16 protein-coding genes are annotated in these 14,933 nt (G+C 35.0%); 8 read left to right on the forward strand and 8 right to left on the reverse strand.

Features of this window, described 5'->3' with window-relative positions; translation table 11 throughout:
• Positions 1–292: 292 nt before the first annotated feature.
• From Q0977_RS07835 to recX, 3 genes are read right to left on the reverse strand one after another with little or no spacing between them, the layout of a single operon-like run.
• Positions 293–550: a YfhJ family protein gene (locus Q0977_RS07835; RefSeq protein WP_119414483.1), complete on the reverse strand. Its 258-nt coding sequence runs from the start codon at positions 548–550 to the stop codon at positions 293–295.
• Positions 550–876 (reverse strand): YfhH family protein, encoded by a 327-nt coding sequence (locus tag Q0977_RS07840; protein WP_233548007.1) that lies wholly within the window; start codon positions 874–876, stop codon positions 550–552. Before Q0977_RS07840 ends, Q0977_RS07835 begins: the two co-directional genes overlap by 1 nt.
• Positions 860–1,678 carry a recombination regulator RecX gene (recX, locus tag Q0977_RS07845; RefSeq protein ID WP_119414482.1) on the reverse strand — a complete coding sequence of 273 codons (819 nt, stop codon included), beginning with the start codon at positions 1,676–1,678 and terminating at the stop codon, positions 860–862. The genes Q0977_RS07840 and recX overlap by 17 nt, the downstream gene beginning before the upstream one ends.
• Positions 1,679–1,766: 88 nt before the next feature.
• Here recX and Q0977_RS07850 point away from each other — a divergent pair, with 88 nt between their 5' ends.
• From Q0977_RS07850 to rlmD, 3 genes are all read left to right on the forward strand, one after another.
• Complete coding sequence (locus Q0977_RS07850; RefSeq protein WP_119414481.1) at positions 1,767–2,663, forward strand: TIGR01777 family oxidoreductase; 897 nt, start codon at positions 1,767–1,769, stop codon at positions 2,661–2,663.
• A gap of 56 nt (positions 2,664–2,719) precedes the next feature.
• Positions 2,720–3,529 carry a polysaccharide deacetylase family protein gene (locus tag Q0977_RS07855; RefSeq protein WP_299512305.1) on the forward strand — a complete coding sequence of 270 codons (810 nt, stop codon included), beginning with the start codon at positions 2,720–2,722 and terminating at the stop codon, positions 3,527–3,529.
• A gap of 64 nt (positions 3,530–3,593) precedes the next feature.
• Complete coding sequence (rlmD, locus tag Q0977_RS07860; protein WP_299512307.1) at positions 3,594–4,967, forward strand: 23S rRNA (uracil(1939)-C(5))-methyltransferase RlmD; 1,374 nt, start codon at positions 3,594–3,596, stop codon at positions 4,965–4,967.
• Between the two features lie 63 nt (positions 4,968–5,030).
• Here rlmD and Q0977_RS07865 read toward each other — a convergent pair whose 3' ends face one another.
• Positions 5,031–6,209, reverse strand: coding sequence for an MFS transporter (locus Q0977_RS07865; RefSeq protein ID WP_233548006.1), 1,179 nt, complete (start codon positions 6,207–6,209; stop codon positions 5,031–5,033).
• A gap of 608 nt (positions 6,210–6,817) precedes the next feature.
• Between Q0977_RS07865 and Q0977_RS07870 the strand changes: the two genes are divergently transcribed.
• From Q0977_RS07870 to Q0977_RS07880, 3 genes are all read left to right on the forward strand, one after another.
• Positions 6,818–7,006, forward strand: coding sequence for an SE1561 family protein (locus tag Q0977_RS07870; protein WP_299512309.1), 189 nt, complete (start codon positions 6,818–6,820; stop codon positions 7,004–7,006).
• Between the two features lie 137 nt (positions 7,007–7,143).
• Positions 7,144–8,679 (forward strand): fumarate hydratase, encoded by a 1,536-nt coding sequence (locus tag Q0977_RS07875; protein WP_124217750.1) that lies wholly within the window; start codon positions 7,144–7,146, stop codon positions 8,677–8,679.
• 233 nt (positions 8,680–8,912) lie between these two features.
• On the forward strand, positions 8,913–10,814 hold the full coding sequence (locus tag Q0977_RS07880; RefSeq protein ID WP_119414477.1) for a heavy metal translocating P-type ATPase: 1,902 nt from the start codon (positions 8,913–8,915) through the stop codon (positions 10,812–10,814).
• Between the two features lie 67 nt (positions 10,815–10,881).
• Here Q0977_RS07880 and Q0977_RS07885 read toward each other — a convergent pair whose 3' ends face one another.
• Both Q0977_RS07885 and Q0977_RS07890 read right to left on the reverse strand, forming a co-directional pair.
• The gene (locus Q0977_RS07885; RefSeq protein WP_367269456.1) at positions 10,882–11,874 is read right to left on the reverse strand and encodes a YihY/virulence factor BrkB family protein; all 993 of its coding nucleotides are present in this window, start codon (positions 11,872–11,874) and stop codon (positions 10,882–10,884) included.
• Between the two features lie 24 nt (positions 11,875–11,898).
• Positions 11,899–12,270: a YtxH domain-containing protein gene (locus tag Q0977_RS07890; protein ID WP_299512321.1), complete on the reverse strand. Its 372-nt coding sequence runs from the start codon at positions 12,268–12,270 to the stop codon at positions 11,899–11,901.
• 226 nt (positions 12,271–12,496) lie between these two features.
• Between Q0977_RS07890 and Q0977_RS07895 the strand changes: the two genes are divergently transcribed.
• Complete coding sequence (locus Q0977_RS07895) at positions 12,497–12,718, forward strand: DUF1128 domain-containing protein (protein ID WP_119414476.1); 222 nt, start codon at positions 12,497–12,499, stop codon at positions 12,716–12,718.
• A 78-nt stretch (positions 12,719–12,796) separates the two neighbouring features.
• Here Q0977_RS07895 and motB read toward each other — a convergent pair whose 3' ends face one another.
• Entirely contained in the window at positions 12,797–13,567 is a 771-nt protein-coding gene (gene motB / locus Q0977_RS07900) for a flagellar motor protein MotB (RefSeq protein WP_299512324.1), read from the reverse strand.
• The gene (motA, locus tag Q0977_RS07905; protein ID WP_119414474.1) at positions 13,551–14,354 is read right to left on the reverse strand and encodes a flagellar motor stator protein MotA; all 804 of its coding nucleotides are present in this window, start codon (positions 14,352–14,354) and stop codon (positions 13,551–13,553) included. Before motA ends, motB begins: the two co-directional genes overlap by 17 nt.
• A 293-nt stretch (positions 14,355–14,647) precedes the next feature.
• Here motA and Q0977_RS07910 point away from each other — a divergent pair, with 293 nt between their 5' ends.
• Positions 14,648–14,788, forward strand: coding sequence for a hypothetical protein (locus Q0977_RS07910; RefSeq protein ID WP_164489568.1), 141 nt, complete (start codon positions 14,648–14,650; stop codon positions 14,786–14,788).
• Positions 14,789–14,933 lie beyond the last annotated feature (145 nt).

The raw sequence follows: 14,933 nt of genomic DNA on the forward strand, positions 1-14,933 counted from the left end.
TAGCCCCGAAAAGCGTTGGAAGGCCCGGCTCGAAAGCATCTCTTCAGCTTTCGACAAAGGGACTGAAACGTCTCGAGGGGCTTGCGCATGATGCTGGATATCTTTAAATGCTGAATGCGCTCGTTCAGCCCCGAATAGCGTTGGAAGGCCTGACTCGAAAGTATCTTTCCCACTTTCGACCAAAGGACTGAAACATCTCGAGGGGCTTGCGCATGATGCTGGATATTTTTAAATGCTGAATGCGCTCGTTCAACAAATACAATGACCGCTCCAAATCTGGAACGGTCATTTTTTAATCTACTTCATCTAACAAATGTGCATATTTGGGATTACGACCTGCAAATTCATGCAACTGTTCGCCGTAACTTTCAATCCATTGTAAAATAATTTTCTCGGTCATTTCAGCACCCCGATATTGATACCCAGCTTTAGCATAAGTAGATTCAAAATCTGACCAAAGAAGTTCTATCCAAACTCGTGCTTTTTCTTCAGAAACTGCTGGATTTTTAGCACATAATTTAGAAACTAATTCGTTAATCTTTTGTTCCACTAAAATGCCTCCTTGATCGGAGTTAACATTGAAATTGGTAAAGCCTCTTCATAATGATCCCCGCCTAAACGATAACCCCAAGCATATACACCTTTTAAGTAATCTACTTGGAAGAACATTCCTGGATCACTTTCGATTCTGTATATTTCACCCGGTTTGAAATCATCTGGATTTAATAAGAACGCTTGCGCCAATATTGCTTTTCGTTCATAAACTGCAAATTCGTTTAAAACACCGAGTTGTTCAGCTTTACGTGCTTTTTCTTTTAATGTTGCGATTGTTTCTCGTAGTTCAGTTGGTGTCATTTCGCTAAATTTCTTGTCCATTTTCTTGCTCCTTTTGTTCTATATAAATTTCAATTTTCTCGATTGGAAATCCCTTTTGATAAAGGGCTTGTTTAACACGCATCTTCAATTCATAATCAACGTATTTATGCGCATACTTACGCCAAACTTTATCTCCTTGTTGTTGAATCATTTCAGTCCATTCATCATCATTCTTTGATAATTCTATTTTGTCTAGAACTTGTTCAACAATTGAAAAAGTATAGCCCTTTCGCGTCAAAATTTCTTGAACCTTTTGTTTCATCTGACTAGGCGTTTTTCGTCGCTCATTACGGACAGCTTTTTCAGCTAACTGAATAGCTAATTCTAGTTGTTCCTCTTCTGAAAACGAATGTAACACTTTTTGTTGGAGGTTTTTATCGATACCCTTTTTCTCTAAATCCTTCTGTATAGCTCTAGGACCTTTTTTCGCTGTTTTCTTTTTCGTTTCTAACAAAGCTTTTGAATAACTTTCATCATTTAGAAATCCAAGCTTTTTTAACTTTTGAAGCGCTTCTTGAATCACCGCTTCGCCGAATTCTAAACCCTTTAACTTTTCATGTACCTCATGTTCACTACGCATTTGATAACTCAAATAGGATAGCGCTCGATTGAATGCTCTTTGAATTTCATCATCAAAGGCAATTTCATCTACCGTTAAATCGTCTAAAACTTTACCTTTTGTAAGACTAAATTGTATTAAAATAGCCTCATCTACACTAAAAGCATATTCTTCATTTAGATATATATTATATCGTTCCTGATTACGTTTTTGACGGCTAATTTTGGTAATTACTCGAGACATCTAATTCCTCCTTTGATAAGCTTAGTATACAACTTTTCGATTATAACATCATGTAAAGTACTCCAATAGTATATAAAGAGGTGTTGTTATGAAAATAGCTATAACAGGTGGTACAGGACTAGTAGGAAAACAGTTAGTCCAACAATTACAATTAGCCGGGGCTGAGATCTTTGTTTTGACTCGAAATCAAAGTCACTTTTCCAATGGGGTTCACTATATTCAATGGCTATCCGACAAATCGTTCCCAGAAAAGCATTTGGAAGGAATTAACGCAATCATCAACTTGGCTGGTACATCATTGAATAATGGAAGATGGTCAAAAACACTTAAAGAGGAGATCTATTCAAGTCGTATAACAGCGACAAAGGAAGTTCTAAGAATTATAAAAGCTCTCAAAACTCCTCCAGAAGTTTTAATAAATGCAAGCGCTATCGGTATTTACCCTTCTTCTAACAAATCGAAATATACAGAAACTTCAACAGAAACAGCGCATGATTTTCTTGCAAATACAGTTCGAGATTGGGAAGATACAGCAAAAAGGGCTGAAGATTTGGGTGTTCGTGTCGTCTTAACTCGTTTTGGTGTAATCTTAGGAAAAAATGGAGGGGCACTTCCAATGATGGTCATGCCTTATAAGCTTTACATTGGAGGGACAGTAGGGACAGGGACTCAATGGGTGTCCTGGATTCACTTGGAGGATGTTGTTGAAGCAATCATTTTTTCCATCAATCAAGAGAATATTAACGGGATTGTAAACTTCACATCTCCAAATCCAGTAACTATGAAGGAATTCGGCAAAACCATAGGAGAGGTATTACATAGGCCACATTGGTTTCCTGTTCCTTCTATTTTGATGAAATTAGCTCTAGGAGAAAAGAGTCAACTAGTACTAGAAGGTCAGAATGTACATCCAAGCTCTTTGCTAAAGGCTAACTATCAATTTAAATACCCTACTCTTAAATACGCGTTAGAAAATTTGTTATAACGCATAAATCCATAAAAACAACGCAACCTATCAAAAAAAGAAAGGTTGGGTTTAAAATGATAAAACAACATGCTACAGGTATTATAATCGCAATGTCAATTATCATCACTGGTATTATTGCAAACCCATTCACTGCTTCCGCTCAACAATTTAGTTGGGGATTTAAAAAGGCTCAAAATGAAGTGCCTCCAGAGGCCGGCGCAACTTTTGACAAAATGCTAGAAAAATACGGAGCAGTTTATAAAGGTAAAAACGATGATAAAGTTATGTATCTGACATTCGACTGTGGTTACGAAAATGGCTATACCGAATCCATTTTAAATACATTGAAAAAGGAGAATATCCAAGCAACGTTTTTCTTAACTGGTCACTATTTAACTAGTGCAACTCCTTTAGTAAAACGTATGGTAAATGAAGGTCATGAAATTGGAAACCATTCAGATAAGCACCCGAATATGGCTAGACTAACAGAACAACAAATGATTGATGAATGGCAAAGATTCGACAAAAAGTTGGCTGAAATTACAGATGTAGAAAGAACAGTTTATGCTAGACCTCCAGAAGGTGTATTTAGCGAAGATTTATTAAGAGTTGGTCAAGAAGCAGGCTATCGCCATATTTTCTGGTCTGTTGCATTTAAAGATTGGCTAAAAGACAAACCACAAGGTTGGGAATATGCTTATAATAATTTAATGTCCCAAATGCATCCTGGAGCTATTATTCTAATGCACACAGTTTCTCCTGATAATGCTGAAGCACTGCCAAAGTTTATCAAAGATGCTGAGAAAAAAGGCTATCGCTTTGACTCCATTAACAACCTTATCAACGAAGTACCTTTCTTCGTTGATAACAAAAAGATTGGCTGATTCTTTCCTTACACGGAACCGTTCGCTATAATGATAAGATGAAGTGAAAAAGGACGTGTAAGTTTTGCAACAACAACCTACAATGACATTGGGGCAAAAAATCCCCCTTACTATAAAAAAGCTTGGCATTAACGGCGAAGGAATAGGCTACTATAAACGAAATGTCGTATTCGTAAAAGGAGCACTTCCAGGAGAAGACATTTATGCTGAGCTAACAAAGATTAATCGTAATTTCGCAGAAGCAAAAATTATAAAGATCCATAAAAAAGCGAAGGCTCGTCAAATTCCACCATGCCGAATTTACGAAAAATGTGGGGGCTGTCAGTTACAACATATGAAATATCCATATCAACTTGCTGCTAAACGAGATGTAATTGTACAAGCCCTCCATAAATATGTAAAATCAGCAGCGAAAAACATTCAAATTCGCCAAACAATTGGTATGGAAAATCCATGGCAATATCGAAATAAGAGTCAATTTCAAGTTCGAAAACCTGGCAAACAAATACTTGCTGGTCTCTATTCTGAAAATAGCCATAAACTATTGAATATTGAAGAATGTCTTGTCCAACATCCTATGACGACAAAAATAACAAATGCAGCAAAAAAAGTAATCGATGACTTGAACATTCCTGTTTACGATGGTCATTCTTTGAAAGGAATCATTCGAACAATTGTTGTACGTGTTGGTATACAAACTGGAGAAATTCAACTTGTCATTATTACAACACGTAAAAGCTTTCCCAAAAAAGAACTACTCGTAGAAAAGTTGAAAAAAATTGACCCTGCCATTGTCTCTATCGTACAAAATATTAATCAAGATAAGACTTCTTTAATTTTTGGAGATCAATCTATTGTTCTTAATGGTAAGGAAACAATTCATGAGGAACTTGGAGAATTAGCGTTTGATCTATCAGCGCGTGCATTCTTCCAGTTAAATCCACAGCAGACTGTACACCTTTACAATCAAATCAAAAAAGCTGCTGCTCTAACAGGAAAAGAAACTGTCGTAGATGCATATTGTGGTGTTGGAACAATTGGATTATGGCTTGCAAATGACGCCAAAGAAGTTCGTGGTATGGATATCATTCCTGAAAGTATTCATGATGCAAAAGAAAATGCTAAAAAGCATGGATTTACACATACCAAGTATGTAACTGGTACTGCAGAAAAATGGTTAGACACTTGGCAAAATGAAGGCTTTGTACCAGATGTATTAACAGTTGACCCACCTCGTACAGGCTTGGCTGCTAGTCTTATTAAAACAATTTTAACTGTAAAACCTAAAAGAGTTGTATACACTTCTTGTAACCCATCTACATTAGCAAAAGATTTGCAAGAACTAACTAAGATTTACCATGTAGAATATATTCAACCGATGGATATGTTCCCCCAAACAGCACACGTTGAATCAGTATCATTATTAACTTTAAAATAAGAATAATGGTTACCTTATAAAAAACAAAGGGTCCTAGCTATCATAAAACAGCTAGGACTCTTTTTATACTAATTGACTTGTAGGTCTCTTTCCAAAATACCAACTGATTAAAAATACAATTAGTAATCCAATTGATACGAGTAATAAGAAACTAAAATGATGGACATATTGCAAATATAGGCCTCCCAAAAGCGGTCCTGTTAAACTCCCTACACTAAAGAAAATACTACACATTAAATTTCCTGTTGGTAGCAACTCTCTTGGCGTCATATCACTCATATAGGAAATACCCAATGAAAACAATGATCCACAGAACATTCCTGCAAGCCCAAAGCAAATTGCAACCATCCATTGGTATGATTCCACAATGCTGCCTAATCCAAAAATTATTCCCCCACCTAGCAACGAAGTTAACACAATTTTCCTTCGTCCAATCTTATCTCCTAATATGCCAAGTGGAATTTGTGTTAGGATTCCACCGATTGAAAATGCCGCTAGGATAAAGGAAACCATTGAAACTTCAAAATGATTTCGTAATGCATAAACAGGAAACAATGAATTTAATGTTGACTCTAAAAAGCCATAACAAAGAGAAGGCAAACATGCTACCCAAGCGAATTTTAAAGTGACAACATATCGTTTAAAGATATTATCCACAACACTTTTAGTTTGTATTGGTTCTGGTCTTTCATTTTTTAGGAAGAAAACAAGTGACCATGCTGCTAGACAAAGCATTGAGGAAATGATAAATGGAAATGCTTCAGAGATTTCTGTTAATGGAACAAATAATGGGCCCACAGCAAATCCTATTCCAAATGACAATCCATAAATTGCAATATTTTTACCTAGACGATTCTCTGGTGATGAACTCGTAATCCACGTTTGAGTTGAATAGTGAAGTGAATGGTCACCTATCCCAATTAGTAAGCGAAGAATAAACCAAAACAACACATGCTTCCATAATGGAAATAACATTAAAGCAAAAAATACAACAGCTCCTCCTGTTAAAATGATAGGTTTATACCCAAATTTTCTTAATGGTTGTTCAATAAACGGTGATATTAGTAGCGTTCCAATATAAAGTGCTGTTGCGTTTAATCCATTAAGGGATGATGAAACACCATCTTTTTCGAAGATAACCGAAATTAAAGGCATCAACATACCTTGTGAAAATCCCGAAATAGATACAATCATAACTAAAATCCAAAACCTTTTTTGCTCAAAACTAATCTTAAATTCCACATCTGCCTCCATTTTAGTAAAAATTACTTTTTTCATTATGTATTTTAATACTTGTAACATCTTATCATAATCTAATTCCACCTGTGAATTACCGAAAAGCACAAAAAAAGACTCAGCCACAAAAATTCAAAGTGCACTGAGTCTTTTAACGATCTGTTATTATCATATGTTGTTACATTAAACCCATTATCGGCCTAACCTTGACCGAGAACCTGTTTAACTCCCTCCTTTAAACTACTTATTCTATAGGCTCCTATTCCGTTCCCATTTACAGTGAAAACCTTTTATACTCCTTCCTTATTATTATGAAGTGAAGACTTTCTTTTCGCCCTTCATGTAAATTGCCAACTTTTTTTACATGAGTTGCTGCATTGATGGGCATCTTAAAAAGGAAGAGGATTTTCCTACGAAAGAACCGACATTCAAGTGATTACTCACTTCTCCTCCTTCCTTCTAGGTTAAAATCATGTTAACATATTACATTAATTTTGTAAATTTTCTAAACTTACAGAAATATAAAATACCCATTTTGGCCTATTTTTTCGAATTTCCAATTGAAAAATTTGATTAAATCGTATACGATGATGATGATGAAATGAGGTGTTACGATGAGCAAATCAATTACGGATAAAGAACAACAAGTCAATTATTTAAAAGAACGTCTACAAATTTTTGTTGAAGTATTAGATGCTATTGACCCAGAAACTGCAGATTTACAAGATATCGATCGCCTTATTGCCATGATAGACGATTTAGAAGATAAAATGGAACAATTTAAAAACCGCCCTGAAATGTAATTAATAAATTTTTAACAATCTTCTTATTTATTCATATAATTTCTACAAGAGCACAATTTTGTGCTCTTTTTTTCATACTTTGGACAGGTTATAATAAGGTGTAATTTAAAAATAACCTTTTTGAGGGGGCTATTTCCATGAATCTAGAAACACTAGAACAAAGTATTTACGATTTGGTAAGCGAAACTTCTACTAACTTACCAAAAGACGTTCGTCGTGCTATAAAAAAAGCGAAGGATGCAGAAAATGCTGGGACTCGTGCAGCGATGAGCTTAGATACAATCGCAAATAATATCTTCATGGCAGATGATCAAGTTTCACCTATTTGCCAAGATACTGGTCTTCCTACTTTCAAGATTAAAACTCCTGTTGGTGTAAACCAACTTGAAATCAAAGAAGTAATAAAAAAAGCTATCGTTCAAGCTACAAAGGATGCAAAACTTCGTCCTAACTCGGTAGATTCTTTAACGGGTAAAAACAGTGGCGACAATTTAGGTGCAGGTGTACCTGTTATAAAATTTGAACAATGGGAAAAAGAATATATAGAAGTAAAACTAATCCTTAAAGGTGGTGGCTGTGAAAACAAGAATATTCAATACAGTTTACCATGTGAACTTGAAGGACTTGGACGTGCAGGTCGTGATTTGGATGGTATCCGAAAATGTATACTTCACTCTGTTTATCAAGCACAAGGCCAAGGATGTTCTGCTGGGTTCATCGGTGTTGGAATCGGAGGAGATCGTTCTTCTGGATATGATTTAGCAAAAGAACAATTATTCCGCCACGTGGAAGATACTAACCCAAATCCAGACCTTGCAAAATTAGAAGCCTACATATTAGAGAAAGCAAATACGTTAGGTATTGGAACAATGGGCTTTGGTGGTGAAGCAACATTACTAGGCTGTAAAATCGGTGTTATGAACCGCATTCCAGCTTCTTTCTTTGTATCAGTAGCTTATAACTGTTGGGCATACCGACGAATGGCTATTGATATTGATGCAGAAACAGGAGAAATTAGAAAATGGCATTACCAAGAAGGAGAAAAAATAGCCTTCGATGATGCCGTTGCAGCAACGCAAGAAGAACCAAAAAAAGAAATTATTGAACTTCATGCACCTATTTCTGAAGAACAAATACGTGCACTGCATGTCGGTGATGTCGTCAAAATTTCAGGTCGTATGTATACTGGCCGTGATGCAATTCATCATCACTTAATAAGCCATGATGCCCCAGTCGATCTAAATGGCCAAATTATTTATCACTGCGGACCCGTAATGGCAAAAGACGAAGATGGCAATTGGACAGTTAAAGCAGCTGGTCCTACTACTTCCATTCGTGAAGAACCATATCAAGGTGATATTATGAAGAAATTCGGTATTCGAGCTGTAATGGGTAAAGGCGGTATGGGACCTAAAACGCTAAAAGCATTAGAAGAACATGGTGGGGTTTACTTAAATGCAATAGGTGGAGCTGCGCAATACTATGCCGATTGTATTAAATCAGTTGATGGAGTAGATTTAATAGAGTTTGGTATACCAGAGGCAATGTGGCATCTTAGTGTCCAAGACTTCACTGCTGTTGTTACAATGGATTCTCATGGAAACTCTTTACACGCAGATGTTCAAAAATCTTCTTTAGAAAAATTAGCTATGCATGCAGAAAGAGTATTTTAAAATAAGTAAAAGAAAAACCTCTCCAAAGTTTGGAAAGGTTTTTCTTTTTACTAAATTATTCTATTTATTTCACCAATAATTTATTATTACACTTCCATCCCCCTATCCTCTATGTTATAATAATTCTAAATTAAAAATAACTATAAAGATAATACAAAAAGGCCATTAGACACCCATATTTATTGTTATATAAACGTTTTGATATTGATTATTATTATCAGGAGGTCATGTGAATGGAAATCGTAAAAGAGAATAATTATCATCTAATTGAGAAAATAAGAGAACATATTGAACTTATTGCTGCACTTCTATCAGGCATTTTGATATTAACTGCTTGGTTGTTAGGGAAAGACGGCGAAACTACTATTTCAATAGTTTTCTATATATTAGCTTTTTTAATTGGTGGTTTTGCGAAAGCAAAAGAAGGCGTTGAAGAAACAATTGCAAATAAAGAGCTAAATGTTGAGTTTTTAATGATCATAGCTGCTATCGGTTCAGCAATCATTGGATATTGGACGGAGGGAGCTATTCTAATCTTCATCTTCGCTGTCAGTGGTGCACTTGAAACTTATGCAATGAAGAAAAGTCATAAAGAAATTTCAGCTCTGATGAATTTACAACCTGAAGAAGCATGGCTAATAAAACAAAATGGTGAAATAGAACGCGTTGCTGTTTCTTCTTTGAACTTAGGTGACCATTTACTTATTAAACCAGGTGAACTAATTCCAGCTGATGGAGTTATTGTGGAAGGCTCTACCTCAATTGATGAAGCTGCAATAACTGGTGAATCTATTCCGGTAACAAAATTAGTCGGTGCAGATGTATTTGCAGGAACGGTCAATATGACTGGTGCTGTAACAATGGAAATGACTAAACCAAGTTCTGAGTCATTATTTCAAAAGATTATTAACCTTGTACAATCTGCACAAAGTGAAAAATCACCTTCACAACAATTTATAGAACGTTTTGAAGGAGCCTATGTAAAATTTGTACTTATTGCAGTTGGCCTTATGATGTTTGTCCCACATTTCTTACTTGATTGGAGTTGGAATACAACATTTTATCGAGCAATGGTATTATTAGTAGTTGCTTCTCCTTGTGCACTTGTTGCTTCTATTATGCCTGCAACATTATCTGCTATTTCAAACGGTGCGCGTAATGGTGTTTTGTTCAAAGGTGGATTACATATTGAACACTTAAGCGTGTTAAGAGCAATTGCCTTTGATAAAACAGGTACGCTTACTCAAGGAAAACCTGTTGTAACAGATTTTGTTGTGCGTAATGATGTGGACGAATTACAAATGTTATCAATAATTGCCGGTATTGAAGCAAAGTCAAATCACCCACTTGCACAAGCAATTATCGCTTATGCTACTAATCGTGGACTTAAGACTTTCTCTCAAGCTCAAATAGAAGATGTGCCTGGTTGGGGCCTAAAAGCAATGGTTGATAATCAATCTTACAAAGTTGGAAAAATGGATTTCGTAGGTCGGGATGCTGCCTACAAATTTGCTGAAGGCATTGCTCCTAAACTTGCAGAACAAGGTAAAACTGTTATCTTCTTAGCTGATGAAGAAGGAATTGTTGCTCTTGCTGCGATGAAAGATACAGTTCGTGAAGAAGCTAAAAAAGCGATTGCTTTATTGAAAAACTTAGGTATTCACACCATCATGTTAACTGGTGACAATGAAAAAACTGCTAAAGTAATCGCTAAAGAAGCCGGTGTAGATGCTTATATTGCAGAATGCTTACCTGAAACAAAAGTAAATCACATTAAAGAGTTGATGAAAACATACAGTCATGTTGGTATGGTAGGTGACGGTATTAACGATGCACCTGCACTTGCTACTGCAACAACCGGAATTGCAATGGGTGAAGGAACTGACGTTGCTCTTGAAACGGCTGATGTAGTATTAATGAAAAATGACCTTTCTAAAATTTCTTACGCAGTTAATCTATCACGTAAGATGCAAAAGATTGTCAAACAAAACATTACCTTCTCCATCTCCGTGATCGTATTGTTGATCATCTCTAACTTTCTGCAAGCAGTCGACTTACCACTTGGAGTAGTTGGACACGAAGGAAGTACAATTTTAGTTATTTTAAACGGTTTAAGAATGTTGAAAAACCATTAATAATCATCTTCCTTGTTACTAGAAAAAGGGGCTAACCCGTAAGTTTTAACTTATGGGTTAGTCCCCTTTATTTTGCTCTATTCTTTCTGTCTAGCTTTTCCCTTCTTTGCTGCATAATAGCATTAAGTTGCCCTCCTACTATTAGGAGAATGCCTGTCAAATACAGCCACAACATTAATATGATAATACCCCCGATACTCCCGTATGTAGCTGAGTAATTTACAAAATTATCAATATAGTAAGAAAAGGCATATGACACTAATAACCATGAAATTGTAGCAAAGAGTGCTCCAATTAATACACTCTTTAGATATAATTTAATATTTGGCAAAATCCAATACATTAAAGTCAAAACAGAAAAAATCAATATTGGAGGTAATAGTGTTCGAAATTTGTTCCAAACAACTAGAAAATCAGCCTCTAAACCAAATGTTGAAAATAGAAAAAGTCCAATTTGTTTACCAAACACAGGTAAAACTAAAGCGACAACGATTAAAAATATTAACAATAAAGTAAAAACTACAGATACAAATCTAGCAACTAAAAATGGCCTTGTTTCTTCTTTATTGTATGAACGATTTAACGATTTTATCAAGGCATTGACACCATTTGAAGCTGACCAAATTGTACCGATGATCCCAATAGATAATAATCCACTGTTACGTTTTTCAAGAACTTCTACAATCGTTCCCTCAATCATTGTATATACTTGTTCTGGCATTAAATCTTCTAAAACTATATATACAAGAGCTGGTGGAAAATTCAAATAAGGTAACAAAGTCAATAAGAAAATCAGCAATGGAAATAATGCTAGTAAAAAGAAATACGCTAATTGTGCACCAAACCCTGTAATATCAGCATCCTTCAAACGTTTTAGAAATGCTAATATAAATCCTTTTAGTTTAGTGACATCATAATGGTCATCCAATGTATCCTTCTTCTCTATTTGCATTAACTTCATCTTATTGAACATTTCGGAAGACTTACCGCTTGTAGTATTTTTTTCTTTTTTGGAGCTTGTTAAAAGCTTATATTTTTTCACTTTTCTACGCTTTTTCATACTTGCTCCCCCTTTATCGGGAACTTATAAGTGAATAACAGATTCTGTTGGAACTTCTTTTTCTTTTTCTTTTGCTTTTTCAATTCCTGCTGTTAAGACTTCTTTTGTTTCCAAAACAATGTCCTTTACTTGAGGAGTTAACTCTTGAATTTCATTTATTTTTTCAAGATAGAAATCCTTGTCTTTCATAAAAGTACTATACATAGACTGAACTGAGCTAGCTGTAGATTGAAGTTTATCAACTATTTCTTGACGATTAGATGCATAATATTGCACATCAATCATAAAATGTTTTACCTTTCTAACTGTAGTTTCGCGAGTGTGTCGATCCAACATACTTAATGCTGCTCCTGTAACAGCTCCTAATGCGATACCTGTAACTAATTTGTTAGACATATTAATCCTCCTCCAAACATCTATATATATTATTATACCCCACTACTTTATATGTAAAACAGTTTCAATATTATATACATTCTATTTCACATGCACTAATTACTTAAAATCCTCAATAAAAGGAGGAGCAAAGGAATATTTCTTATATAACTTAAATTGACTTTAAGAATTCATCGTGAAATGATACTGTAGTATATGAATGTAATAAAAAGTAGGAGGAATCCCTTTGAATTTAACTCAACCATCTACAGAGAATGTAACTTTTATGATTGAAGGTATAAAAGATAAACTTCGTATGGTCAATGCAGATGCGATGAAACCTGAACATTTTGATACTGATAACTATGAGGACTTAGTTTTTTTATACGAAATGGTCATGAAACGTAATGCATTTAGCCCAAGTGAAATGCAAGCTATTGTAGCAGAGCTTGGATCCTTACGTAAATAAATATTAAAACAATTGCTTTATTTGCTTTCTCTAAGTCAAAAAGGTATGCCTCTATCCGGAGACATACCTTTTTTGTATTTATTCATTTGAATTATTTGTTGATGTGCCATCTTTTTTCACTAATGGTTGAATAAGTACTTCAACTCGACGGTTCTTTGCACGGCCCTTTTCTGTTTTGTTTGATGCTATTGGGTTATTTTCTCCGTATCCCTTCGCGCTAAAGTACGAGGAATCTACTTTCGGATTATTATTAACGATCAATGTTAAGAAATTAACCGCTCGCATAACACTTAGTTCCCAGTTAGATGAAAATTCCCCATTATTCATCGGAATATTATCAGTATATCCAGTAATTGTTACACTTCTTTTTGGTTTAAAAACTAGAATTTTTGATAATTCCTTTGCAGTTTCTTTATATTCTTCTTTTACATCTGCTTTACCAGGATCAAATAGCACACTATCTCGAATCGTAATTAAAAGACCTTCATCGGTCATCTTTGTTTCGAATTGCTTTTCTAATTCATTCACGGCAATAAAGTCATCAACTTTACCCTTAATTTTTGAAAGGGACTTTTGATCTTCTAAGTAAGCCGTATTTTTGTTTAGTGAGTCACTTTTAGGATCGGTTGGTTCTACTGGAGATGGATTTTCCATTACGCCACTTCCTCCATCGAACACTGCATTAAACACAGAAGATAGCTGAGCTAATTTATGAGCATCTACTGTACTTGATGCAAATAGTACGATAAACAATGCTAATAATAATGTTAGTAAATCGGAATATGGTAGCAACCATGACTCTGGGATTTCACCTGGTTCTTTTTTACGCTTCTTAGATTTCCTTGCCAAGGCCGCTCGCCCCGCTTTCACCCATAATTTGTTTGCGTTCTTCTTTTGTTAAGTACGAAGCAAGCTTTTGTTCGATTACGCGAGGAGCCTCCCCTTCTAAAACTGAAAGAATTCCTTCAATCATCATCATCTTTTGACGTGCTTCTATACTTGATTTACGTCTAAGTTTATTTGCAAATGGATGCCATAATACATACCCAGTGAAAATCCCTAATAGTGTTGCGATAAAGGCTGCTGAAATGGCATGTCCTAATGCATCGATATCATTCATATTTTTTAAAGCTGCGATTAAACCAACTACCGCACCTAGTACCCCTAACGTAGGGGCATATGTACCTGCTTGCGTGAAAATTTGCGCTCCTGCTGTATGGCGTTCTTCCATTGCTTCTACTTCTTCAGTCAATACATCGCGAATATAATCTGCATTTTGTCCATCTATCGCTAAAGTTAGACCATTCTTTAAGAAGGGATCATCAATTTCAGAAACTTTCCCCTCTAATGCTAATAGCCCTTCACGACGTGCTAAATCCGCCCAGCTAGAAAATAATTTAATAATTTCAACATCACTTACTAGCTTTTGCTCTGTAAATAAAATCTTGAATAATTTTGGAACTTTCTTCAATTCACTTTTAGGAAATGCAATAGTTACAGCTGCGATTGTTCCTAAAATAATGATTAAAATAGCCGCTGGGTTAAGCAAATTATCAGGGGTTACACCTTTTAAGGTCATCCCAACGAATACTGCGATTAACCCCAGTATTAGACCAACAATCGATGATAAATCCATTTTAGTACCCTCCATAGTGTCATTCTTGTTATTATTTCGGTTATTTTTCTGCAATGTTAATAATTCAATATCGAACAACATAAGATATTTGATGAAAACATAATAGTGATATGTAATAGTTATCGACTAGAAGCAATACAATCTATTTTATCCAGTTTATTTAAATACGTGTTATAATAATAATGTTCTATAATTCTAAAAGAGTTTTATAGAATTTTTAATTTCTCTTTATCTTCGAATCATGTATAATTATTATTAATGAATAATTCCATATATAGGGAGGGTTATCGATAATGGCTTCATTTATCGCTACAGTTGTTGGATTCTTTGGTATACTTTTGGTATCAGGTGCGATGTTTGTCCACTATTTAAGAGAAGGCCTAGATTCTTCATCTGCTAATATCGTAGATCCAAAACCAAAAACTAAATTTTAGTATAAAAAAGCTACTTGCTAGTCGCAAGTAGCTTTTTTACATTTTTCTAACAATTTATTGACGAATTTATAACATTTAAGGTTTATCGCACTATATAATTTCTAAAATCCGTATATTAATGTCACCTTTCTATTTACACTCCTAT

This window comes from uncultured Rummeliibacillus sp., assembly GCF_934216135.1.
GTDB lineage: Bacteria > Bacillota > Bacilli > Bacillales_A > Planococcaceae > Rummeliibacillus.